At 65.4% G+C, this 23,255-nt stretch carries 18 protein-coding genes; 10 read left to right on the top strand and 8 right to left on the bottom strand.

The window, feature by feature from the left end; genetic code table 11:
• The first annotated feature begins 158 nt into the window (after positions 1-158).
• The 7 genes from H1Q64_RS33180 (at position 159) to H1Q64_RS33150 (ending at position 8,264) form a co-directional block, all read left to right on the top strand.
• Positions 159-1,850: a M10 family metallopeptidase gene (locus H1Q64_RS33180; RefSeq protein ID WP_237908220.1), complete on the top strand. Its 1,692-nt coding sequence runs from the start codon at positions 159-161 to the stop codon at positions 1,848-1,850.
• A 112-nt stretch (positions 1,851-1,962) separates the two neighbouring features.
• A complete protein-coding gene (locus H1Q64_RS33175) occupies positions 1,963-3,645 on the top strand; it encodes a glycosyltransferase family 4 protein (RefSeq protein ID WP_237908219.1) in 1,683 nt (560 codons plus the stop codon).
• Positions 3,646-3,871: 226 nt separating this feature from the next.
• Positions 3,872-4,435 carry a dTDP-4-dehydrorhamnose 3,5-epimerase gene (gene rfbC / locus H1Q64_RS33170; protein WP_237908218.1) on the top strand — a complete coding sequence of 188 codons (564 nt, stop codon included), beginning with the start codon at positions 3,872-3,874 and terminating at the stop codon, positions 4,433-4,435.
• 92 nt (positions 4,436-4,527) lie between these two features.
• Positions 4,528-5,601 (top strand): dTDP-glucose 4,6-dehydratase, encoded by a 1,074-nt coding sequence (rfbB, locus tag H1Q64_RS33165; protein WP_237908217.1) that lies wholly within the window; start codon positions 4,528-4,530, stop codon positions 5,599-5,601.
• Positions 5,594-6,523, top strand: a complete 930-nt coding sequence (rfbD, locus tag H1Q64_RS33160) for a dTDP-4-dehydrorhamnose reductase (protein ID WP_237908216.1) — start codon at positions 5,594-5,596, stop codon at positions 6,521-6,523. The genes rfbB and rfbD overlap by 8 nt, the downstream gene beginning before the upstream one ends.
• Positions 6,520-7,386, top strand: a complete 867-nt coding sequence (rfbA, locus tag H1Q64_RS33155; protein WP_237908215.1) for a glucose-1-phosphate thymidylyltransferase RfbA — start codon at positions 6,520-6,522, stop codon at positions 7,384-7,386. The genes rfbD and rfbA overlap by 4 nt, the downstream gene beginning before the upstream one ends.
• A gap of 89 nt (positions 7,387-7,475) precedes the next feature.
• Positions 7,476-8,264 carry a GNAT family N-acetyltransferase gene (locus tag H1Q64_RS33150; RefSeq protein ID WP_237908214.1) on the top strand — a complete coding sequence of 263 codons (789 nt, stop codon included), beginning with the start codon at positions 7,476-7,478 and terminating at the stop codon, positions 8,262-8,264.
• An 8-nt stretch (positions 8,265-8,272) separates the two neighbouring features.
• On the opposite strand, the gene H1Q64_RS33145 is transcribed toward H1Q64_RS33150, so the two are convergent.
• Genes H1Q64_RS33145 through H1Q64_RS33135 form a run of 3 tightly spaced genes read right to left on the bottom strand, consistent with a single transcriptional unit; the run spans position 8,273 to position 13,596 of the window.
• Complete coding sequence (locus tag H1Q64_RS33145) at positions 8,273-9,982, bottom strand: SEL1-like repeat protein (RefSeq protein ID WP_237908213.1); 1,710 nt, start codon at positions 9,980-9,982, stop codon at positions 8,273-8,275.
• Between the two features lie 55 nt (positions 9,983-10,037).
• Positions 10,038-11,396 (bottom strand): HlyD family type I secretion periplasmic adaptor subunit, encoded by a 1,359-nt coding sequence (locus tag H1Q64_RS33140; protein ID WP_237908212.1) that lies wholly within the window; start codon positions 11,394-11,396, stop codon positions 10,038-10,040.
• On the bottom strand, positions 11,359-13,596 hold the full coding sequence (locus H1Q64_RS33135) for a peptidase domain-containing ABC transporter (RefSeq protein WP_237908211.1): 2,238 nt from the start codon (positions 13,594-13,596) through the stop codon (positions 11,359-11,361). The genes H1Q64_RS33140 and H1Q64_RS33135 overlap by 38 nt, the downstream gene beginning before the upstream one ends.
• 128 nt (positions 13,597-13,724) lie before the next feature.
• Between H1Q64_RS33135 and H1Q64_RS33130 the strand changes: the two genes are divergently transcribed.
• The gene (locus tag H1Q64_RS33130; protein WP_237908210.1) at positions 13,725-14,600 is read left to right on the top strand and encodes a glycosyltransferase family 2 protein; all 876 of its coding nucleotides are present in this window, start codon (positions 13,725-13,727) and stop codon (positions 14,598-14,600) included.
• Between the two features lie 8 nt (positions 14,601-14,608).
• On the opposite strand, the gene fcl is transcribed toward H1Q64_RS33130, so the two are convergent.
• The 5 genes from fcl to gmd form a co-directional block, all read right to left on the bottom strand.
• Positions 14,609-15,592, bottom strand: coding sequence for a GDP-L-fucose synthase (gene fcl / locus H1Q64_RS33125; RefSeq protein ID WP_330874672.1), 984 nt, complete (start codon positions 15,590-15,592; stop codon positions 14,609-14,611).
• 4 nt (positions 15,593-15,596) lie between these two features.
• A complete protein-coding gene (locus H1Q64_RS33120; RefSeq protein WP_237908209.1) occupies positions 15,597-16,379 on the bottom strand; it encodes an ABC transporter ATP-binding protein in 783 nt (260 codons plus the stop codon).
• Between the two features lie 15 nt (positions 16,380-16,394).
• Complete coding sequence (locus H1Q64_RS33115) at positions 16,395-17,252, bottom strand: ABC transporter permease (protein ID WP_237908208.1); 858 nt, start codon at positions 17,250-17,252, stop codon at positions 16,395-16,397.
• A 148-nt stretch (positions 17,253-17,400) separates the two neighbouring features.
• On the bottom strand, positions 17,401-18,369 hold the full coding sequence (locus H1Q64_RS33110) for a GDP-mannose 4,6-dehydratase (protein WP_237908207.1): 969 nt from the start codon (positions 18,367-18,369) through the stop codon (positions 17,401-17,403).
• Between the two features lie 19 nt (positions 18,370-18,388).
• Positions 18,389-19,450, bottom strand: coding sequence for a GDP-mannose 4,6-dehydratase (gene gmd / locus H1Q64_RS33105; protein ID WP_237908206.1), 1,062 nt, complete (start codon positions 19,448-19,450; stop codon positions 18,389-18,391).
• A gap of 386 nt (positions 19,451-19,836) precedes the next feature.
• Between gmd and H1Q64_RS33100 the strand changes: the two genes are divergently transcribed.
• Entirely contained in the window at positions 19,837-20,637 is an 801-nt protein-coding gene (locus tag H1Q64_RS33100; protein ID WP_237908205.1) for a glycosyltransferase family 2 protein, read from the top strand.
• Between the two features lie 38 nt (positions 20,638-20,675).
• Positions 20,676-23,183: a glycosyltransferase family 2 protein gene (locus tag H1Q64_RS33095; protein ID WP_237908204.1), complete on the top strand. Its 2,508-nt coding sequence runs from the start codon at positions 20,676-20,678 to the stop codon at positions 23,181-23,183.
• The last annotated feature ends 72 nt before the right edge of the window (positions 23,184-23,255 follow it).

Raw genomic sequence — 23,255 nt, 5'->3', positions numbered from 1 at the left:
CCTCCGAATTCGTTGAATGACCGCGCTCCGTTTCTGAATTGAAGAGCTGTTTTTACAAACAACCCTCTTTTATTCAAAAGGTGGTGGCCATGAGCGCACCGGATTACACATCCCCGGTATCCGAAATCATGGGAAACGGACGCATTGAAATCGATTCATTGCTTTCCGGATACAAGTGGGGCGAAGGGAGCAATCCGGGGGCCGGGGTTTCCCTGACTTATTCTTTCGGTACTGCCGGCCTGTCGGCCTATCGGGACGGCTATCTGACGCCGGACCCGGGAAGCCTTTGGACCCTGTCCGGCACGGCACAGGCAGCGATCCGCCAAGCGCTCGGCACCTGGACGGCGGTGGCGAACATCACCTGCACCGAGGTCGCCGACAACGCCCTGTCCTGCGGCGACCTCCGCTTCGGAGGGAGCAACGCTCCGGCAACCGCCTACACGGTTCTGCCCGTGGTGGATCTGCCGGAAGCGGGCGACGTGTGGTTCGGCTCCCTCTTTGCCGATCCGACCCTGTCCTGGGCAGCCGGCTCCTACACCTACCAGACCATCGTCCACGAGATCGGACACGCCTTCGGCCTAAAGCACCTGCATGAGGAATACGGGGCTTTTCCGATCGCTCCCACCGGAATCGATAGCCAGCTCTACAGCACGATGAGCTACCGTTCCTACCCCGGGGCGCCTCCGGAGATGGGCTATTGGCAGGATCGTTTTCCGACCACCCCCATGGTCGACGACATCGCGGCCATCCAGTATCTGTACGGCGCCAACATGTCGACCAACGCCGGGGACACCGTCTATTCCTGGGCGCCTGGACAGGCGATCTTCGAAACCATCTGGGACGGCGGCGGCAACGACACCATAAGCTGGGCCAACCAGACCAGCGACGCCCGGATCGACCTGCGCCCCGGTTCCTACAGCGACCTGGGACCGGCTTGGCGAGCCGGCTTCTACATGGAATCCCGGACGCTGGGCATTGCCTACGACTGCTGGATCGAGAACGCCATCGGCGGCTCGGGGAACGACATCCTGATCGGCAACGAACGGGACAACGCCCTGTACGGCGGGGCCGGCGACGACACGCTGATCGGCGGGGCCGGCAACAACCTGCTGGACGGCGGCGACGGGTTCGACACGGCGGTGTTCGAGGGGGCGCCCTCGTCCTACACCATCCGCCACAGCGGAGCGGGTGAAGTGATGGTGGAAGGCCCGCAGGGCACGAACACCCTGCGCAGCATCGAACATCTGTCCTTCGGGGACATGACCCTGGCGTTGAGCCGGGACGCGACGCCCGGCACGGTGGCCAGCACCTTCTTCGGTGTGGCCAACAGCGCGTCGGGGCAACGGATCCTGCAGGAGGCCTCGACCTACTCCGGACCCGTCCAGACCCTGGAATGGCAGCTCATCGGCAGCGACGACGGCGAGGCGATCGTCGGCAGCAACGGCAATGACTTCATCAACAGCCGGGGCGGCACGGACGCCATCGATGGCGGCGCCGGCAACGATGTTCTGGACGGCGGAACAGGGTCCAACTTCCTGACCGGCGGCGAAGGCCACGACACTTTCTTCCTCGACGCCCGCTCGGGCGAGCCGGTTTGGTCCACCGTGACCGACCTGGAGGCGGGGGAGATCGTGACCGTCTGGGGCTGGCAACCGGGAACGTCGGTCATCAGTTGGGCGGAGATGGGCGGCGCCGGCGGCTTCACCGGCGCCACGGCCCACATCGATCTCAACGGCGACGGCAACATCGACGCCAGCCTGACACTGAGCGGCAAGTCCGTGGGGTCCCTGACGGCGATGCCCGGCACGGTGAACGGCACCGATTATCTGGCGGTCTGGCTGAACGGCTGAACGGGGTGCGGACGGACATTCGGGCGCGTTGCTCTGGCGAGGATGGGCGGTTACTCTCCCGCCGACCTTGCCCGAGCAGCGCCGGCACAACCGCCAAGGACCCCGACCGCCCGTGTCCAACGCCGCCATCTATTTCCACCCCGACGGTTACGAGACCGCGCGGGCGGACCTGAAGGGCCGCCATGTGGCGGGGGAATCCTTCCTCGTCGGTTTCTTCCGGCACTCCGGATTGAACAGCTTCGCCTGTCACGCCGACGGAGCGGAGCAGGCGCGCCTGTTCGCCGATCTCGCCGCCCGTCACGCGCCGGGGCGGGAGGTGGCGCTCTACCCGACCGGAGAACCGTCGCGGCTGGCCCGTGTCGGCTGCCTGTTCCTGCCGGGACCGGGCATCGACCAGTTCGCCTGGCGCCGCCGCTCCCGCGACCAGCGGGGCTACAGCCTGTGCGGCATCACCCACACGACCTCGGAATCGCCCCAGACCCTGGGCGCCCTGGCCACCGCGCCGGTGCAACCGTGGGACGCGGTGATCTGCACATCCTGGGCGGCCCGCGCTTCGGTGGAGGCGGTTCTGGAGCCCTACGCGGAGTATCTGCGCGACCGGCTGGGCGCCGCCGGGGTCCCGATGCCTCATCTGCCGGTGATCCCGCTCGGCGTGGACACGGACGCGTTCCGCTTCGGCCCGGCGGACCGCAACGCGGAGCGCGCGGCGCTGGGCATCGGCGAGGATGATGTCGCTGTGCTGTTCATGGGACGCCTCAGCTTCCACGCCAAGGCGCACCCGATCGCCATGTATCTGGCGCTGGAGGAAGCTGTCCGGCGAACCGGCAAGCGGATCCACCTGATCCAGGCCGGCTGGTTCGGCAACGACTCCATCGGCGCCGCCTTCATCCAGGGTGCCAAACGTTATTGCCCCAGCGTCAACGCCATCTTCCTGGACGGTCGCAAGCCGGAAGTGCGGACCCGCGTCTGGGCCGCCGCCGACCTGTTCACCTCGCTGGTGGACAACGTGCAGGAGACCTTTGGGATCTCCCCGGTGGAGGCGATGGCGGCCGGGCTGCCCTGCGTCGTCACCGACTGGAACGGCTACCGCGAGACGGTGCGCGACGGAGTGGACGGATTCCGGATTCCCACCATCCTGCCGCCGCCGGGCACCGGACCCGATTTTGCCGACCGCTACGCCGCCGGGCTGGACACCTATGATTTCTACATCGGCCGCGTCTCGCAGGTGAGCGCCGTCGACGTGGCCGCGGCGGCGGACGCCTACACGCGGCTGGCTGCGGACCCCGCACTGCGGCGGCGGATGGGTGAGGCCGGCCGGGCCCGCGCCATTGCTGCCTTCGATTGGCGGGCGATCATCCCGCAGTATCTCGACGTCTGGCGCCAGCTGGCGGAAATCCGCAACCACGCCGCGGAACGCGCCCCGCGGCGCCCCGACCGCGACGGCAACCCGTTGCGCCCGGATCCCCTGCGCATGTTCGCGTCCTACCCGACGCGCCACCTGACCCCGTCGACCCGGCTGGCGCGGGCCGGCAGTCTGACCCGCGCGGGAATGGCCGAGGCCCTGGCAGCGCTGCACGCCGATCCGCTGAACTCGACGGCGCGCGGCGGCACCGTATCACCGGCCACCGATCTGCTGATGGCTTTGGAATCCCTGGACGCCCCAGGCCGCACGGTCGCCCAGATCCTGACGCTCGTCCCCGAGGAGCGCCGCCTGCTGCTGCTGCGCAGCCTCGTCCACCTGATGAAGTACGGCTTCGTACAGGAGGCCGCCCCGGCACAGGGGATGATGTCCTAAGTTATGCACGGGTTCCAGCCGGCTTTTGCTTGCGATGCAACAGGTGTTTGCGCTAAGGAACGGTCTATTCCATTTATTCTTTGCCGAATGCAGGCGTCCTGACGAAACGTTCGATGCAACCGATCATCCGCCTGCCTTGGCACGTCGCCTTGCCATTCACCGCAATCCGCCCGAGAAGCCTTCGGCCTCGACGCGCGGAGCTTTCTGATCGATGGGATCCCTCCCTATGCAGGTAACGTCAACGTCACTGCCTGATGTCCGACTGGTCGTGCCGAAGCGGTTCGGCGATGCGCGGGGATATTTTGTCGAAACCTGGAACGAGCAGGCCTTTGCCCTGAACGGCCTGGAACGGCGCTGGGTTCAGGACAATCAGTCGCTGTCGGCCACGCCCGGCACGGTGCGCGGCATGCATTACCAGCTTCCTCCTTTCGCCCAGACCAAGCTGATCCGGGTTCTGGCCGGACGCATCCTGGACGTGGTGGTGGACATCCGCCGCGGATCGCCGACCTTCGGGCGGCACGCTGCGGTGGAACTGACCGCCGACGGGCTGGAGCAACTTTTCATCCCCGCCGGCTTCGCGCATGGCTTCTGCACGCTCGAGCCGAACACGACCGTTGCCTACAAGGTCGATGCGCTCTATTCGCGGGAGTGCGAGCGGTCCATCCTGTGGAACGATCCGGCACTCGGCATCGGTTGGCCGGCGACGGCCGGCGTGTCGGTTTCGGACAAGGACGCGGTGGCTCCGCGGCTGGCCGAGACGGTCGACCTGTTTGATTTCCAGCCATCCTGAGGCCGGCACGATCCGGCCGGGTGGGGGCTTCAGAGTGGGCTCTTTGACGGTTTGATGGCGCCTTTCGAAAAGGCGCGGTAGGGGGAAATGGCATGCGCATACTGGTGACGGGCGGTGCGGGCTTCATCGGCTCGGCCTTCATCCGTTGGGTCCTGGCGAACACGACGGCCTCGATCGTCAACGTGGACAAGCTCACCTACGCCGCGGATCTGGAAAGCCTGGCTCCCTTCGCCGGGAACCCGCGCTACGCCTTCGAACAGGTGGACATCTGCGACGAGGCGGAACTGCGCCGCGTCTTCGCCGACCACCGCCCCACGGCGGTCATCCATCTGGCGGCGGAAACCCACGTCGACCGCTCCATCGACGGTCCGATGGCCTTCGTGCAGACCAACGTGGTCGGCACCGTCACCCTGCTTCGGGTCTCGCTCGATCATTGGCGTGCGCTGGAAGGCGATGCGAAGGCGGCCTTCCGCTTCCACCATGTTTCCACCGACGAGGTGTTCGGCACGCTGGGCGACGATGGGCGCTTCACCGAGACCACGCCCTACGCCCCCAATTCTCCCTATTCGGCCAGCAAGGCGGCGTCCGACCATTTTGTCCGGGCCTGGCACGAGACCTACGGCCTGCCGACCGTGGCCAGCAACTGCTCCAACAACTACGGTTGCTGGCAGTTTCCGGAGAAGCTGATCCCCCTGATGACGCTGAAGGCGCTGCAAGGGCAACCCCTGCCGGTCTACGGCAGCGGGCTGAACGTGCGCGACTGGCTCTATGTGGACGATCACGCTTCGGCGCTCTGGACCATCCTGACGACCGGCCGGTTGGGCGAGAGCTACAACGTCGGAGGCGACAGCGAGCGCCAGAACATCGACGTCGTGCACGCCATTTGCGATCTGGTCGACGAGCTGGCCGGACCGCTGCCCGGCGGACCGCGGCGAAACCTGATCACCCACGTCACCGACCGGCCCGGCCACGACCATCGCTACGCCATCGATGCCTCCAAGCTGAAGAGCGAGCTGGGCTGGACGCCCGCTGAAACCTTCGAAACCGGCATCCGCCGCACCGTCGCGTGGTATCTGGACAACCGTGCCTGGTGGGAGCGCCTGTCCACCGGTTACGGTGGCCAGCGTCTCGGCGTGGCTCCCGTCGCCGAATCGACCCATGGCTGAAGCAACGTCTCACCCCCGCGCCGTTCTCGTCTTCGGCTCCAACGGTCAGGTCGGATTTGAGCTGCTGCGCGCCGCCTGGGCGCCGGACCTGACCCCGGTGGGGCTGGACCGTGCGTCCGGCGACGTCACCGACGCGCGGGCGGTGGCTGCGGCCGTCGCCGCCTATCGCCCGGCCCTGGTCGTCAACGCCTCGGCCTACACCGCGGTGGACAGGGCCGAGAGCGAGCGGGACGCGGCCTTCGCGGTCAACCGCGACGGCCCGGCCAATCTGGCCCGCGCCTGCGCCGCCGCCGGGGTCCCGCTGATCCATATCTCGACCGACTACGTCTTTGACGGAACCGGCAAGTCCACCCCCTGGAGCGAGGACGACCCCGTCGCCCCGCAGGGTGTCTACGCCGCCAGCAAGCTGGCCGGCGAGGAGGCCGTGCGAGACGCCCAGCCCGATCATGTGATCCTGCGCACCGCCTGGGTGTTCGGGGCTCACGGGCACAATTTTGTCAAAACCATGCTGCGGCTGGCCCGCGAGCGGGACGAGTTGCGAGTCGTCGCCGACCAGCACGGTTGCCCGACCCCGGCGGCGGCCATCGCCGCGGCCATCACCGCCATCGCGCGGACGCGGCTGGGCGGCGGAAGCTGGACGTCCGGTACCTTCCATTACGGCGGGGCGCCGGCCACCACCTGGCACGGCTTCGCCGACCGCATCGTCGAACGCGCCGCCCCCCGCATCGGACGCCGCCCGACCGTGACCGCCATTACGACCGCCGACTTCCCGACACCGGCCCGGCGGCCCGCCAACTCCGTCCTCGACACCACGCGTCTCGGCCAAGCCTACGGCATTCCGCCAGCGGACTGGATGACCGGACTCGACCGGGTGCTGGACGACATCCTCGACGAAACCCAGGGCGTGGGAACAAAGGCATGAAGGGCATCATTCTGGCCGGCGGGTCCGGCACGCGGCTCTATCCGCTGACGCAGGTGACCAGCAAGCAGCTCCTGCCGGTGTTCGACAAACCGATGATCTATTATCCGCTGTCGACGCTGATGCTGGCCGGCATCCGCGACATCCTGATCATCACCACGCCGCAGGACCAGGAGCAGTTCCAACGCCTTCTGGGCGACGGCAGCCAGTGGGGCATTTCGCTCACCTACGCCGAGCAGCCGAAGCCCGAAGGGCTGGCCCAAGCCTTCCTCATCGGACGGGACTTTGTCGGCACGGACGGGGTCTGCCTGATCCTGGGCGACAACATCTTCTTCGGTCACGACCTGGAGCCGGCCCTGGTCCGCGCCGCCGGCCGGACACACGGGGCGACCGTCTTCGGCTACCATGTGCGCGACCCGGAACGCTACGGCGTGGTCAGCTTCGACGCCGAGGGCCGCCCCAACGCCATCGAGGAGAAGCCGGTTCAGCCGAAGTCCAACTACGCGGTCACCGGCCTCTATTTCTACGACAACAGCGTCCTGGACATCGCCGCGACGATCAAGCCGTCGCCGCGCGGCGAGCTTGAGATCACCGACGTGAACAATGTCTATCTCGAGCAGCGGCGTCTGGCGGTGGAGAAGTTGGGCCGCGGCTATGCCTGGTTCGACACCGGCACGCACCAGTCCCTGCTTCAGGCCGCCGAGTTCGTCCAGACCATCGAGGCCCGCCAGGGCCTGAAGATCGCCTCGCCGGAGGAGATCGCCTGGCGCAAGGGCTTCATCGACGGTGAACAGCTCGCCCGCATCGCCCGACCGCTCGCCAAGAGCGGCTACGGCAGCTACCTGCTGAACCTGCTGACCGAATAGCCGCGTCCCGGACGCTGGATCGCCGCGCCATGACGGCGTGCGAAGGCTTTCTCGAAAGTGTCGGCCCCCGGGTGAGGGGATGGGCGTGGATGCCCGCCGATCCCGACCGGCGGCTGCGCCTCTCGATCCTGCTGGACTCCGGTTCGGGGCATGCGCTGCGGCTGGACACGGTGGCCGACCTTCCACGCGACGATCTGAAATCAGCCGGCAGAGGGGATGGGCGCTACGGTTTCGACCTAGCGGTCCCCGCTGCGTTCGCGGATCACGAGCACGACGTGGACTTGCGGCTGCCCGATTTTCCCGGCATGCGTCTGCGCGGTGCCCCCCGCCGCGCCATCCCTGCTCTCGGCCCTGTCACGCTGCGCGCCATGCATCCCGCAAACGGCGATGCGGAACGCTTGTGGACCTTCCTGGCCGGGATGGTTCATTGGAATGGCGGCTCCGTCGCCACCGGCGTCCCAAACTTGGAAAGCATCCGGTCCTGGCTCGCCGCGTCCGCGCAGGGGACGGCCGGACGGTGCTGGCTGGTGGCGGAACGGGGCGGGCGCGTCATCGGACAATGCCGGCTCGGACCGGACTGGCCCGTTATGCCGGAATCGCGCGGCCTTGCTCTGGGCATCGAGCTTCACCCGGACGTCCGTGGTCGGGGGCTTGGGCATGCCCTGATGCGGGCGGCGGAGCGCTGGGCCGCCGGATGCTGCCCACGGCTGGAACTGGCCGTCCTGCCCCACAACACACGCGCCCAAGCCTTGTACCACAGGCTGGGTTACGCCGACCTCGGCCCCGTGGCGCATCCGGTGACGGGGGATATCCATCGCCATATGGCTCTTTCCCTGCCGCCACGAAGCCTTTGGAACGGCGTTACCCTGGTCCTGTAGGACAGAGGTCAGCCTTCCCCAGCGGCGCGGGAGCGACCACCATCGTTCTTGTCGGATGCGTTGGAAGGTGAGGGAACCGGCATCCGCTCCAGCAGAACCTTGGCGCGCTCGTCACCGAGCGCCGCCGCCCGCTCCAGCCAGAGATGGGCCTGTACGAAGTCCTTATGATTGCTCCAATGGCCATGCAACTCGCCGAGCGCCGTCATCGCCGCCGGCTCCTTCTGGTTGGCGGCGGCGGTCAACCAACGGATCGCCTCCGAAATATCGCGGTCTCCCCCCAACCCCTGCATGCGGAAGCGGCCAAGATTGACCATGGCACCGACATGGCCCTGCTCGGCCGCCTTGCGCGACCATTCGGCCGCAGCGGCGTAATCCTGCGTCACACCGTCCCCCGACGCGAGCGCTGCCCCCAGACGGAACTGGGCCAACGCGCTGCCCTGACTGGCGGCCCGTTCCAGCCACTGGATGGCGCCCACCGGGTCGCGCGGCACCCCCAGCCCCAGGCTGTGCAGCATGCCGATGTTGTAGACGGCGTCGGTGTTTCCCTGGTCGGCGGCCCGTCGGAACCAGTCGAGCGCCCGGTCATAGTCGCGGGTCACCCCGCGCCCTTCCGCGTAGAAGGTGCCGATGCGCAACTGCGCCTGCGGGTCGCCCTGTCCCGCGGCACGCTCCAGCCAGCGGGCTGCCTCCATCTCGTCACGCGGCACGCCGGATCCGGCCAGATACATCTGAGCGATGATTTTCTGGGCTTCACGATGGCCCAACTCACCCGCCGCACGATACCAGGATGCGGCGTCGAACAGATTGGGCTGCATCCCGCCGCCCCGGCTGTTCAAATGGCCAAGTTGCAGCATCGCCTCGGCATCGCCTTGGACAGCCGCCTTGCGCAGCCAGGTTTCCGCATGGTGAGGGTCGGCCGCGACGCCAATTCCCCGCGCGTACAGCAGACCGAGCGCCCGCTGAGCAGCGGCGGCGCCGGCCTCCGCCGCCTTGCGGAACCATTTGGCCGCTTCGCCATGGTCCTTCTCGACACCCAGCCCCGAGGCGTACTGGGTGCCGAGGTAGTACCAAGCCATGACGTTCTTCTGATCCGCCGCCTTACGGAACCATTCGTGGGCCGCGACGGGATCGGAAGCCTCCCCGTAACCACCGGCGAGCAACGTCCCAAGCCCAAGCTGAGCGGCTGCGTTGCCTTGTTCGGCGGCGGCACGGTACCAGCGCTCCGCCATTGCGTAGTCGGGGATGATGCCGAAACCGGAGGCGTACATGTAGCCGAGCATGGCCTGTGCGCCGACGACTCCGCCTTCAGCGGCGGCCCGCGCCCAACGCAGCGCCTCCTTGTAATCCTGTTCGATCTTCAGACCGTTGGGAAAGAGGAGTGACAGCGCCTCGTCGGTCGGAACGACGCCCTTGGGCTGGCCGGATCCATAGTAATAGATTTCGGCAAGCCGGGCCTGGGCTTCGCCGTGTCCCTGCTCGGCGGCCTGCCGGTACCAGCCGACCGCATCCACCGCGTTGCGCACGACTCCCTTGCCCAAGTCGTACAGACGGCCAAGGCGATACTGCGCGTCGGCATGGCCCGCGCGTGCTGCGGCCAGCCACGCTTCAAGCGCCGCCTTGTGGTCCTCCCGCTCGTGCGCTTTAAGACCTCTGGCGTGATCGTTGTCTGGCGACGTGGAGCCGAACAGCCGCCCGGCGGCCTTGATGAGCTTGCGCATCGGCCTCAACATCCTTTTCCCAATAGATCACGCGAGGGCCGGAGCCCTCGCGGTTTTACGGCTCACGCATCCCTTCCGAGGTGTTCCTCAATGCCCCTTCGACAAGATAGGACATGATCGTCCGTTCGCCGACCACGATGTCCGCCGTCAAAGGCATGCCGGGCACCAGCCGGAAATCCTCCGGCACGTCGCGCAGCTTCACCTCGGTCAGTTCGATCCGCGCACGATAGAATGGCCGCGGCGCCTGGCTCTGGTCCTCACGACGGGTGAAAGCATCCTCGCTGATCGTCTTGACGATGCCCTTCGCCATTCCATGCTTCATGTAGCGGTAGGCTTCAAGCTTCACCTGCACATGGTCACCGGGCTTGACGAAGCCTTGATCGATGCCGGCGATTTCCGCCTCCACCTCAAGCGGCGCGTTCAGAGGAACCAGAGTGTAGATCGGCTGAGCCGTTTCCACCACGGAACCGACGGAGTACTTCCCAACCTCCAGCACCACGGCGTCCTCAACCGCACGCAACTCGACCAGGTCGCGGCGCTTCTGGGCCTTGGAGAGCTCTTCGCGAACACGCTCCAGATCAACTTGGCGGGTCGACAGATCGGTCAGAATGGTGCTGCGCCACTGCTGGATATAGACATCCCGTTCGGCGCGCAGCGCTTCCAGATCATGCGACGAGGTGCGGATGGTGTTTTCGCTGAGGCCGAGGGTCCGTTCCGTTTCCACGCGGGTGTCGCTGGCGATCAGCGAGTTCAAGCGGCTGCCGGTCTGGTTTTTCTCCAGCGTCCGGCGCATGTCCTCGATCTCCCCGACGATCTTCAGGCGGGAACGGTAATACTCGGCATCGGTCCGGCTGGTCTTGATCGTGGCCTGCAAGGTGGCCATGCGCTGTTCGAAGTTGGCGAGCTTGGCCGCGTACTCGGCCTGCCGGTACTGCCAGATCGACTCCTGCAGAACCAGATCCTGCTCCTTGCTGCCGGGCTTGAAGGGTGCGCCTTCGGCTTCGGCGTTCAACCGGGCGATCTCGGCCGACAGCTTGCTGGCCTGTCGTTCGAGCTGGGCGACGTCGGCCGACGAGAAGGTCGGGTCCAGCGTCGCCAACACCTGTCCGCGCTGGACGGTCTGGCCCGCACGCGCGTTGAGGTTGCGGATGATCGAGGTTTCCAGGGGCTGGACGACAATGGTCGGCGCCTGGGACACGATGCGCCCGGACGCGCTGACCACACGGTCCAGCCCAGTCACCGAAGCCAGAACAATCAGCACGACGGCCATCGCCGCCAAAGCCCACACGACCGCACGCGCGCCGAGCGGTTCCGGTTGACCGGTGATTTCCTCGGTCTCGCCTTGGAAATCGATGATGGCCTGTTCGGCCTCCCGGTCAGGTGCTTGCGGCTGACGTAAGAGGAGCGCGGTCATGAGAATTTCCCGGAGAGAGATGTCGGTTCTGCTGGAACCAGAGATGGCGGTAGACGTCGCAACGCTGAAGCAGTTCGTCGTGCTTGCCCATGTCGTACAGACTGCCGCGCTCCAGCACCATGATCTGATCACAGTTCACCAAAGAGGCCAGACGGTGGGAGATGACGATCATCGTCCGACCCTGCGCAATGCGGGTCAGGTTGTTGTTGATGATCGCCTCGCTGTCGGGGTCGAGTGCGCTGGTCGCCTCATCCATGATGAGGACGCTGGGATCGACGAGCAAAGCGCGGGCGATGGCGATGCGCTGACGCTGGCCACCCGACAGGTTGGCCGACCCTTCCTCGATCACCGTCTCGTAGCCGCGGGGCAGACGTTCGATGAACTCCTCCGCACCGGCAAGCCGGGCTGCCCGCATCACGTCCTCGAGCGAGGCGCTGCGGTTGGCGGCCATGATGTTCTCGCGGATCGTACCGTTGAACAGGAAGTTGTCCTGAAGCACCACGCCCAGGTTCGAGCGCAGATGGCTGAGGTCGATCTCCCGCAGGTCCACACCGTCGATCTTGATCAGGCCGTCGTAGTTCTGATGCAGGCCCTGCAGCAGGCGCGTGACCGTGGTCTTGCCCGACCCCGAGCGGCCCATGATGCCGATAACTTGGCCGGATTCGATTGAGAAGGAGATGTTGTCGAGAGCCGGGTTCTGCGCGCCGGGATAACGGAACCGCACATCGGAGAACGTGATTTCGCCCTTGATCGCCGGTCGCACGCCCTGGCGCCCGAGCGCTTGCTCCGGAGCTTGGTTGACGACCGAGGCTACTTGGCCGACGGCACCCCGGGTTTCCTGAAACTGCTGCATCAGGGAAGCCATCTGGACGAAGGGGCTCGTCGCACGGCTCGCGATCATGCTGAAGGCGACGAGCGTACCGCCGTTCACAATGGCTCCCTCGCCGATGGCAAGATAGGCGCCGATCGCCAGGGTTCCCGCATAGATCGACTTTTCCAGCGGCTGCAGAATGGTCTGCGGCTGATTGGACAGGAGCTGCATCGCAGTGTTGGCGCGCACCGCCTCGGCCACGCGCACATCCCAGTCAAGCCGCTTGCGGCCTTCCAGCGCCAGCGACTTGACCGTGCGCATGCCATGCAGCACCTCGATCATGAAAGAGCCCTTGCGCTGCTCCGCCTGGATGACCTTACCGTAGGCGCGGGCGAGCGGGCCGATGTAGACCGCCACTACAAAGAACATGATGGCGGCTACGCCCAGCACCATGAAGGCGAGCGGTGGGCTGAGAACGAACATTGCCGGGATCAGCACGAGCAGGGTCATGGAATCCAGCACCGTCCCGAACATCTGGCCGGTCAGGAAGCCTCGGATGCGCCAGACCTCGTTCAGCTTGTAGGAAATGACGCCGGTCGGCGTCCGCTCGAAGAAATCGATCGGCAACCCGATCATCCGGTCGAAGATGTAAGTGCTGATACGCGCGTCCACCTTGGCCGTCCCGATCGCGACCAGATAGCGGCGCAGGTAGCCGAACAGGGTGTCGAACACCAGGATGAAGGCGATTCCCATCACCAGAACATACAGGGTGGACAGGCGCTGGTGGACAAGCACGCGATCCAGGATGACCATGAAGACGAGTGGCGGGACCAGCGCGAACATGCTGAGCACGAGCGCGGAGATGGCGACGTCGCGGAAAATCCGCTTTTCGCGCAGGATCTGCCCGAACAGCCAACCGAAGCCGAACGGCTGCTCCTGGTCGGTCATGCGATAGCGGCGCTTGATGAAGACGGCATCGCCCTCCCACACGGAGGCCAATCGCAGCTCGTCCACGGCAATGCAGGCCTGATCGGTGCTCAGCGGGTCCTGAAGCATGGCCACGGGCGCGCCGCCATCCTCCCGGAAGGACACCAGCACCATCGTGCTTCCATCCCGCAACCGCAGGAGAAGGGGCAAGGCCTTGCCCAGACGGGACAGCTGCTTCCAGCGCAGCTTGACGGCGCGGGCCGTCAGGCCATTGTCTTCGGCAATCTTCAGCAACAGCTTCGTCGGTGGCTCACCGGCTTCGATGGCATAATCGCGCCTGAGCTGCTCGACCGAAAGGTGCAGCCCATGATGACGTGCGACAACGGCAAGCGCATGAAGGCTGGTGGTCCGTGCCGCCTCGGCAGAGGCGTCTGTCGGATCGGCGGCGGTCTTGCTCTGCATCTGGCCCCTGTGTCCCGGTCGCTCTTCCGGTGGTCCACCGGTGGCGCGACTGTACTGTAGCACCCTCATCCGATACAAGCTCTGCACTCGGGACGCTCAATCAGGGCGATCTCAACAGGAGCAGGTGGATGAAGGTTTCGGTTATTACTATTTGCCGGAATGCCCGTGACGGCATAGTCCGTACTCTGGACAGCATCTCACAACAGACTTACCAGAACGTTGAGCATATCATCGTTGACGGCGCCTCGACCGATGGAACGCTGGAAATCCTAAAAGGTCACCGGCACCGGCCGGCGCTTCTCGTGTCGGAACCCGACGCCGGAATCTACGATGCGATGAACAAAGGACTGGCGCGGGCCACCGGGGACCTGATCCACTTCCTGAATGCCGAAGACTGGTTCTACGACGCCCGTTCGGTCGAGAACGCGGTGCGCTTCATCGAACGGCACCCGGACGGCGACCTCTTCTATGGGGACATCGAGGTCCGCCTGCCGGAGGGCGGGTCGGTCATTCATACGCCCCTGGAGGCCGACAAGGCCGCGGAAACGATGGTGTGCGGCTGTCTGCCGCACCAGGGGACCTTCGCGCGGCGGGCGGTGTTCGACCGCACCGGTCCCTTCGACACGCGGTGGCGGGTCCATGCCGATTACGACTGGTTCCTGAAGGCCATCGCCGACCCGTCCGTCACGCTGATGCACATGCCGGTGATCGTCGCCTCCTTCGGGCTGGGCGGCACGTCCAGCAACCTCGCCAAGGGCCAGCCGGAGGTCTACGCCATCCAGAACGCCCTGCCCCTCTATCAGTCGGAAGCTTGGCTGCGTCGGCGCATCGAGCTGTACCAGGAGGGTTTCCTGGCCACCCGGCTGGAGAACGCCGAGTTGAAGCGGCGGCTGGCCGAAACCGGGGCCGGGCTCGACCTCTCCTGGCGCCGGTTGGCCCGCGGCGTCGCCCGTCGCGGGCGCGACCGGATGCGGCGGCTGCTGCGCCGCATCCGTCAAGGCTGACGGCCGCTTCAGCGGCCGGCGGTCATGCCGCGCAGGGTGCCAGCGTCGAGCTTTTCCAGATACCAGCGGTACGTGCGCGCGAACCCCTCGCGCAGGGACGTCGGGGCGGTCCAGCCCATGCCGGCCAGCCGGTGACCATCCATGATCTTGCGCGGGGTGCCGTTCGGCTTGGACGGGTCGAAGCGGAAATCACCTTGGAAGCCGATCACCTCAGCCAGCAGTTCGGCCAGGCCGCGGATGGAAACCTCATGGCCGGAGCCGAGGTTGACATGCGGCTCGCCCGAATAATGCTTGGCCAGGAAGACCAGCCCGTCGGCCAGATCATCGACGAACAGGAACTCGCGCAGCGGGCTGCCGTCACCCCACAGCTCGACGCTGCCTGCCCCCTCCGTCTTGGCCCGGTGGATCTTCATCATCAGAGCGGCAGCGACATGGCCCTGCTGGATGTCGAAGTTGTCGCCGTAGCCGTAGAGGTTGGTTGGCATGGCCGAGATGAAGTCGCAGCCGTACTGCCGCCGATAGGCTTGGCACATCTTGATGCCGGCGATCTTGGCGATCGCGTACCACTCGTTGGTCGGTTCCAGCGGGCCGGTCAGCAGCGCGTCCTCCACGATGGGTTGCGGCGCCATCCGCGGGTAGATGCAGGAGGATCCGAGGAAGACCAGCTTTTGCACCCCAACCTGTTTGGCGGCGTGGATGATGTTGGTTTCGATCGCCAAGTTCTCGTAGAGAAATTCGGCCGGACGGGTGTTGTTGGCGTGAATTCCGCCGACCAGGGCGGCGGTGAGGAAGACGACGTCGGGCCGCGCCTCGGCCATCCACGCCTCGACCTCGGCCTGGCGGCGCAGGTCGACCGTCTCGCGGCCCACGGTCAGGATCTCGCAAGGCTCCCGCTCCAGCCGGCGCACGACCGCCGACCCCGCCATGCCGCGATGCCCTGCGACCCACACCCGCTTGCCGTCCAGGGAAAAGGCTGCCGTACCCGTCGTCATCCGATCACTCATCTCCGTCTCGCGGCGGCGGTTCGCCGCCCGCGTTGTGTTTGTGATACGCCGCCAGCACCTCGTCAACCGGACCGATGCGCACAACCGCGCCGCGTTCCAGCCAGAGGGCCTTGTTGCACAGCCGTTTCAAGACATCGTCCACGTGGGAGGCCACGACCATGATGCTGGACCGGTTCACGAAGCCTTCCGCCCGGCGCTGCGCCTTTTCCAGGAATTGTGTGTCGCTGACGGCGATCCATTCGTCCATCAGCAAAATTTCCGGATCGACCGCGGTCGCCGCGGCGAAGGCCAACCGCAGCGTCATGCCCGCCGAATAGGTGCGCACCGGCAGGTCGAGATAGTCGCCGAGTTCCGTGAAGGCGGCGATGTCCTCCATCTTGGACTCGATCTCGTCCCCGTCGATGCCGAAATAGGCGGCCCGCATCCGGATGTTGTCGTAGCCCGACGCGTCCATGTCCAGGCCGAGCCCCAGGTCGAACAGCGGCGTGACGCTGCCCTCGACGCGGATGCGCCCGGCGGTCGGCTCATACACGCCGGCCAGGACGCGCAGCAGGGTCGTCTTGCCGGCCCCGTTGCCGCCAACCAGCCCGACCCGGTCCCCGTGTTCCAGCGTCAGGTTCAGGTTGTTCAACGCCTTCACCGTGATCCGGTGGTGCGCGTCGTGCTTCAGCGCACCGCTGGTGGAGGTGCGAAGCAGCGTCTTCTTCAGAGAGCGCGCGCTTCCCTGATAGAGCACGAAATCGACCGAGACGTCGTTCAGGCGGATCGAAGCCATTCCAGATCCAGCGGGTCAGAGCCAATAGGCGATGCGTTTGCGGAAGCGGGCGAAGCAGGCAAAGGTGAAAGCCCAGCCGGCGGCGGCGAACAGCAGGCCAGCCACCCAGCTTTCCCAGCCCGGCACATGGCCCAGCAGTGGGGCCCGGATGACCTCCAGCAGATGATAGAAGGGGTTCAGGACCATCAGGTAGCGGCGGTCGCCCAGCAGTTCCGGCTTCCACATGACCGGCGTCACGAAGAACAGGAGCTGGATCACGCTGCCGATGATCGGGGGCACATCGCGGAAACGGGTGCAGATCATGCCGAGCAGCAGCATGATCCAGCCGGCGTTCACCAGGAGCAGCGCCAACCCGGCCACTGCCAGGAGGCCCGCCGCTCCCGGCCAGATCCCGAAAATCAGCGCCACCACTGCGAAGATCACGATGTTGTGGCCGTAGATGATCAGATTGCGCCACAGCGCCCGCAGGATGTGCACCGACATCGGAATGCGGACGTTCTTGATGAGCGGCTCCAACTCGATGAAGCTGATGCATCCCTCGTTGAGGAAGGAGGCGATAAGGGTCCAGGTGGCCAGCCCGACCGCCAGGAAGGGCAGATAGCCCTCCAGGTCCAACCGGAACAGCGTGCCGTAGATCAGCCCCAGGCTGCCCACCATGACGGCCATGCTGAGCGTCAGCCAGAAGGGCCCCAGGACCGACCGGCGGTAGCGCTTGCGGATGTCGTGCCAGCCGAGCCGGCTCCACAGCCGCCAACGCAGAGCGCCGTCCCTGAGATCCTCCCAGGCCCGCGCCGCCTCGCTGCGGTCTCCGGAGTCGTAGATGGCTCCGTTCCTCTGTTGGCTGACGGAGCCGGGAAAGCTCTCGGTGGTCATTTCTCTCGCAATCCACTCAAAGCCAGGCCGACGGGGTGGGGAAATCCATGGGCGGCAGCCCCACGGCACAGGCAGGAACGGGCCGGTTCTATACCCCGGATCTCGGCCACCGTCACAGTCCTCTCTTGGCTCCTTTCCGGGGTCCCTCTTACGGCGGCGCCAGGGCCAGCTCCGCTTCGATCAGCCGGCTGACGAGATCCGGCATCAGGGTTTCGGCCTTCCATCCCAAACGAGCCGCGGCCTTGGCCGGGTTGCCGACGCTGCGATGAATGTCCATCGGCCGCAGGTTCGTGGCACCCTGGACCACATGCTCCCGCCAGTCTATGCCGAAATGCGCGAAGGCTGTCCGGACGAAGTCCTCCAGCGCGTGCATGCGGCCGGTGGCGATGACGAAATCGTCCGGTTCCTCCTGCTGGAGCATCCGCCACATGGCGTCCACATATTCCGGCGCCCAGCCCCAGTCGCGCGCCACCGCGAGGTTGCCCAGCTCCAGCGTCTTCACCCGGCCCTGCGCCACCGCGATGGCCCCGCGGACGATCTTACGGGTGACGAAGCGCGCCGGACGCAGCGGCGACTCGTGGTTGAACAGGATGCCGGAGCAGGCATAGAGCCCGTAGGCCTGCCGGTAGTTGGCGACCATCCAATGCGCCGCCGACTTGGCGACGCCATAAGGGCTGCAGGGGCGGAAGGCGGTCGCCTCACCGGCCGGCTCGTCCAGGGTGTTGCCGAAGCTCTCGCTGGAGGAGGCGTGGTAGAAGCGCGCGTCCACCCCCAGGAAGCGGATGGCCTCCAGGATGTTCAGCGTGCCGTTCAGGATGCTGTCGATCGTCTCGACCGGCTGCTCGAAGGACAGCCCCACCGCCGACTGGGCCGAGAGATTGTAGATCTCGTTGGGCTTCACCGCCCGGATCACCTGCACGATGCTGCGGAAATCGTGCAGGGTCGCCGAATGGACGTTCACCTGGTCACGGATGCCCAGGATTGTCAGGTTGCGGAACGACGCGATCTCGCAGTCCCGCGAGGTGCCATGGACGGTGTAGCCGCGGTCGAGCAGATGCCGGGCAAGATAGCTTCCATCCTGCCCGGACACCCCGAAGATCAGTGCGGTCCGCGCCACGGCGGCTCCTCCGGCGGAATCAGGCCCGGCGTCCCGCCGCCTCGCGCTCGAAACGCGCGAGGTCGCTCGACACCATCTCGCGCACCAGTTCCGGGAAGGTGGTGGTGTGCTTCCATCCCAGCTTGGCGTGGGCCTTGGACGGATCGCCCAGCAGCAGATCCACCTCGGTCGGGCGGAAATAGCGCGGATCGACCTCGATCAGCACGTCGCCGGTCGCCACGTCCACGCCCTTCTCGTCCACGCCCGTGCCGCGCCATTCGATCTTGCGGCCCACGCAATCGAAAGCCAACTCCACGAACTCGCGGATCGAATGGGTCTCGCCGGTGGCGAGGACGTAATCGTCGGCCTTGTCCTGCTGCAGGATGCGCCACATGCCTTCGACGTAGTCCCGGGCGTGGCCCCAGTCGCGCTTGGCGTCCAAGTTGCCGAGATAGAGCGCCTTCTGCAGGCCGAGCTGGATGGCGGCAACGGCGCGGGTGATCTTGCGGGTGACGAAGGTCTCGCCGCGGGTCGGACCCTCATGATTGAACAGGATGCCGTTGGAGGCGTGCATCCCATAGGCCTCACGGTAGTTCACCGTGATCCAGTAGGCGTAGAGCTTTGCCGCCGCGTAGGGGCTGCGCGGGTAGAAGGGCGTCGTCTCCTTCTGTGGCGTCTCCTGCACGAGGCCGTACAGCTCGGAGGTGGAAGCCTGGTAGAAGCGCGTCTTCTGCTCCAGACCAAGAATGCGGATCGCCTCCAGCAGGCGCAGCGTGCCGAGCCCGTCGGAGTTCGCCGTGTATTCCGGAGTCTCGAAACTCACCTGCACATGGCTCTGGGCGGCAAGGTTGTAGATCTCGTCGGGCTGGACTTCCTGCACGATGCGGATCAGGTTGGTCGCATCGGTCAGATCGCCGTAATGCATCCGGAAACGGACGTTGCCCTCATGAACGTCATGGTACAGATGCTCCACCCGCTCGGTGTTGAACGAGGACGAGCGCCGCTTGACACCGTGGACGGTGTAGCCCTTCGAAAGCAGAAGCTCCGCGAGATAGGCGCCGTCCTGTCCCGTAACACCAGTGATCAAAGCAACCTTGCTCAACGCTCGCTCCTGTTTCAGAGATCGTGATCTTCCACGCTCCAGGCGGTATGTCGCGCACCGAAGCCATTCCCCGATACCGCCCAGCCACCCAGCCCAAGCTGGAGACCGGTGATCGCACCCCTCGCAAGGGCTGTGCATGAGTGCGCGGTTCCATTACGCGCGTCAACATCTTTGCTGTCTGGCCAGTCCATATCCACAGGCTTGTCGCAGCCCCAAAGCGTGTCCAGGAGCAGGCATCGAGCTGCCCCCTTCTCTTGACGCCGGTTGACAAGACATTGGCTTTAAGCAATTTTACGACTAAAAGTGCAAACCGAACTTTTAAAATATGCTCCAATGATCTCCGCAAACATCACTGTGGCATATCGCATACGATGCAGGACAGAATTATGAAAGATAAAAACAATACTGAAAGCCAGACCATTGGAATAGGCGTCATTACCTACAATCGCGTTGATTGTCTTGCCAAAACTATCAAAAAAATTAAAGAAAATACAAATCATTCATACGAAATAATCGTCGCCGATGATGGATCATCTGACGACACCAGGCTATTTCTTGAAGAAAATGAAATAAATTACGTAACAGGACAAAACAAAGGAATATCATGGAACAAAAATAGAGCCCTGTTTTACTTAAATAATTTTACGCAAGCCGATTTATATTTTATCATTGAAGACGACTCGTACCCGATCGAGCCGGAATGGGAGGCCCCATGGGTTGAAGCCCTGCACCTCTGGGGGCACATCAACCTTCTGCCTCCCTGGTATCAGGACAAAATCGTCGGAGGGGCGGGCGTACCGCAGGATCCGTACATATGCCGCTCGCTGACGGCGCAGGTGTCCGCCTTTACGAAAGAGGTGATTTCCTATTGCGGATACTACGACACGCGGTTCAAGCATTATGGTTTTGAACACGCCGATCACACCATCCGGATCGTCAAGGCGGGGTACGGCGGCCGACCCATTCCGACCGAAAACCCGCATGAGGCCGACTTCTTCTATCTCTCCCACGGCTTTTCGGTCGACACCGGGCACTCCTACTACGACGAAGCCCATGTGGCGGCCAACGGGCGCGTGCTGGACGAGGTGATCAAGGACGAGATCCATCGTCCGGCTTGGCGTGGCGACGATGAGATGAAAGAGTTCCGCCGGGAGATCACGGAGGCGCTGCGTCGGCGCTCCTCCTGATTAGGACCGTGCGGCAGCTTTTTCAGGATACCCTCACCATGACCCATTTGCCTGCACGCCCCTCCGAACCGGAAAACGGCGGCACGACCACTGGCGATCTGGGACGACCCTCGGCAACCGCCCCCTTTTATGGACGGGTGGAAGCATGGGACGGGACGCGTGTGACCGGCTGGGTGCTGTCCGTCACGGCGCCCGACACGCCCGTGCCGCTCATCGTCTCGGCCGGCACGGGTGAGGCGGTTTTCACGCCCGACCGCGAGAGCGGAAGCCTCTCGCAGTTGCTGGGCCGCCCGGTGCCCTGCGGCTTCGCCCTGGATATCGCCTCCCTGTTCCCCGGGATCGACCCGGCGCGCACCCCCGTCGCCCTGCGTGTCGCCGCGACTGGCCATGTCCTGGAGAACGGCCTGTCTCTGTCCGCCAGCCGCAAGGTGGAGGCGAATGTCGACAGCGTGGAGGGGGCGCGGGTCATTGGCTGGGCGGTCAATGCCGAGGATGAGCGGGAAACGGTCGAACTCGATGTCCTGGTCGACGACCGCATCGTTGCCAGAGCGGTCGCCAACCAGCAGCGCCGCGATCTCCTGAGCCGCTTCGCCACCTGCGACCATGGATTCGAGGTTCTGCTCACCGTCCGGTCGGGCCGTACCCTGCAACTGTGCGACCGGCGCAGCGGCGCGGTGGTGTTCGGCCCCCTCGCCATCGAGCTGAACGAGGCCGAGGCCGACCGGACCGACGCGCTGTCGGATCGGCTGGACGAACTTGCCGGCATTCTGCGGGAAATTCGGGCCGAGGTGCCGCGGCGGCGGGTGTCCTCCGCCCGGTCCATTGCCGACTACGCCGCCTATTTCGACAACCATTACAGCGAAACCTCCACGCGCCGGCTCCAACTGCCGAAGCGGGCCGCCGCGCTGGAGAAACGCCCACTCTTCTCGGTGTTGATGCCGGTCTGCGATCCGCCGCTGTGGATGCTGGCGGAGGCGATCGAATCCGTTCGCGCCCAAGCCTATGGGGAGTGGGAGCTCTGCATCGCCGACGATGCGTCCCGCGACGACGCGGTGCGCATGCTGATCCAGCGGGAAGCTGCCCGCGATGCCCGAATCCGCGCAGTGTTCAGCGGAACCCGGAGCGGCGTCAGCGCCAACACCAACCGGGCACTGTCCTTGGCGACCGGAAGCCATGTGGCCTTTCTCGACCATGACGACCGGCTGGCCATCGATGCCCTGCTCTGCATGGCGGAGGAACTGGCCAAGGCGCCCTCCCCCGTTCTCTACAGCGACGAAGACCGTATCGGCCCCGACGGCCGGCACACCGCTCCCGCCTTCAAGCCGGATTTCGATCCCGAACTGCTGCAATCCATCAACTATGTCTGCCATTTCCTGGTGGTCGAGCGGCGGCTGGTGCTTGAGGTCGGAGGACTCCGCGAGGGGACCGAGGGCGTCCAGGACCATGATCTGGTGTTGCGCCTTCTGGAACGGGTCGGCGCCGGCGGCATCCGGCATATTCCCCGAATCCTCTATCATTGGCGCATCAACCCGGCTTCGCTGTCGGGCGGCGGTGACCCGGCCGCCATCATGGCCGGAATTGAGCGCGTGGTGGGCGAGCACCAGCGGCGTATCGGAAGCCGCGCCACCGTCACGGCCGACCACGAGACGCGGAGCCGGTCGGGCGGGCTGTTCTGTGCCCGTGTCCGTTACTCCCTCCCCTCGCCCGCCCCGAAGGTGACCATCGTCATCCCGACCAAGGATGCGGTGGATCTGGTTCGGGACTGTGTATCCAGCCTTCTGAGCAGAACCGATTACCCCAACTACGAGATCATCCTGGTCGATCACGACAGCACCGATCCTCGGTCGCGCCCCTTCTTCGACTCGTTGGCGCGCGATCCGCGGCTTCGTGTCGCCGGATTCCGCGGTCCCTTCAACTGGGCCGCCATCAACAACGCCGCAGCCGGCGCCAGCCAGAGCGACGCGCTGTGCTTCCTCAACAACGACATCGTCGCCATCACCCCGGACTGGCTGAGCGAGATGGTGGCCCTGCTCGCCCGGCCCGGAGTCGGGGCGGTGGGGGCGAAATTGCTCTACCCCAACAACACGGTTCAGCACGCCGGCGTCGTCCTCGGCGCCGATGGCGCGGCCGGGCACGCCTTCGTGGGGCTTGGCGCCGACGAGCCGGGACATCTTGGCCAAGCCGCGCTGCCCCGCACCGTCTCGGCGGTCACCGGCGCCTGCCTGCTGACCTCGAGGGCCGCTTTCGAAGCGGTCGGAGGGTTTGACATGGTGCATCTGCCCGTCGCCTATGCGGACGTCGATTACTGCCTGAAGCTCCAACAGGCAGGACTGCGGGTTCTGTGGACGCCGCACGCGCGGCTCTATCACCTCGAAACCCAGACGCGCGGCACCGACGATACGCCGGAGAAGATAGCCCGCCTGGCCGGAGAAGCCCGCCATCTGCGAAACCGCTGGGGCGAGCGCCTGTCCAACGATCCCTGTTACAACCCGCATTTCGAACCGCTGGGCCCACCATACCGCCTGCTGCGCCCCTTGCCGGAGTGACCGGACATCCGACTTAAGCGGCAGAACGGTCAAATCCCGGAATTATCGCGATCCCTCAAGTGAAAGGCATCA

The sequence above is a fragment of the Azospirillum brasilense genome (assembly GCF_022023855.1).
Taxonomy (GTDB): Bacteria; Pseudomonadota; Alphaproteobacteria; order Azospirillales; family Azospirillaceae; genus Azospirillum; species Azospirillum brasilense_F.
Note: the sequence above shows the minus strand (reverse complement) of the source record. Positions and strands in the feature narration are given on the sequence as shown.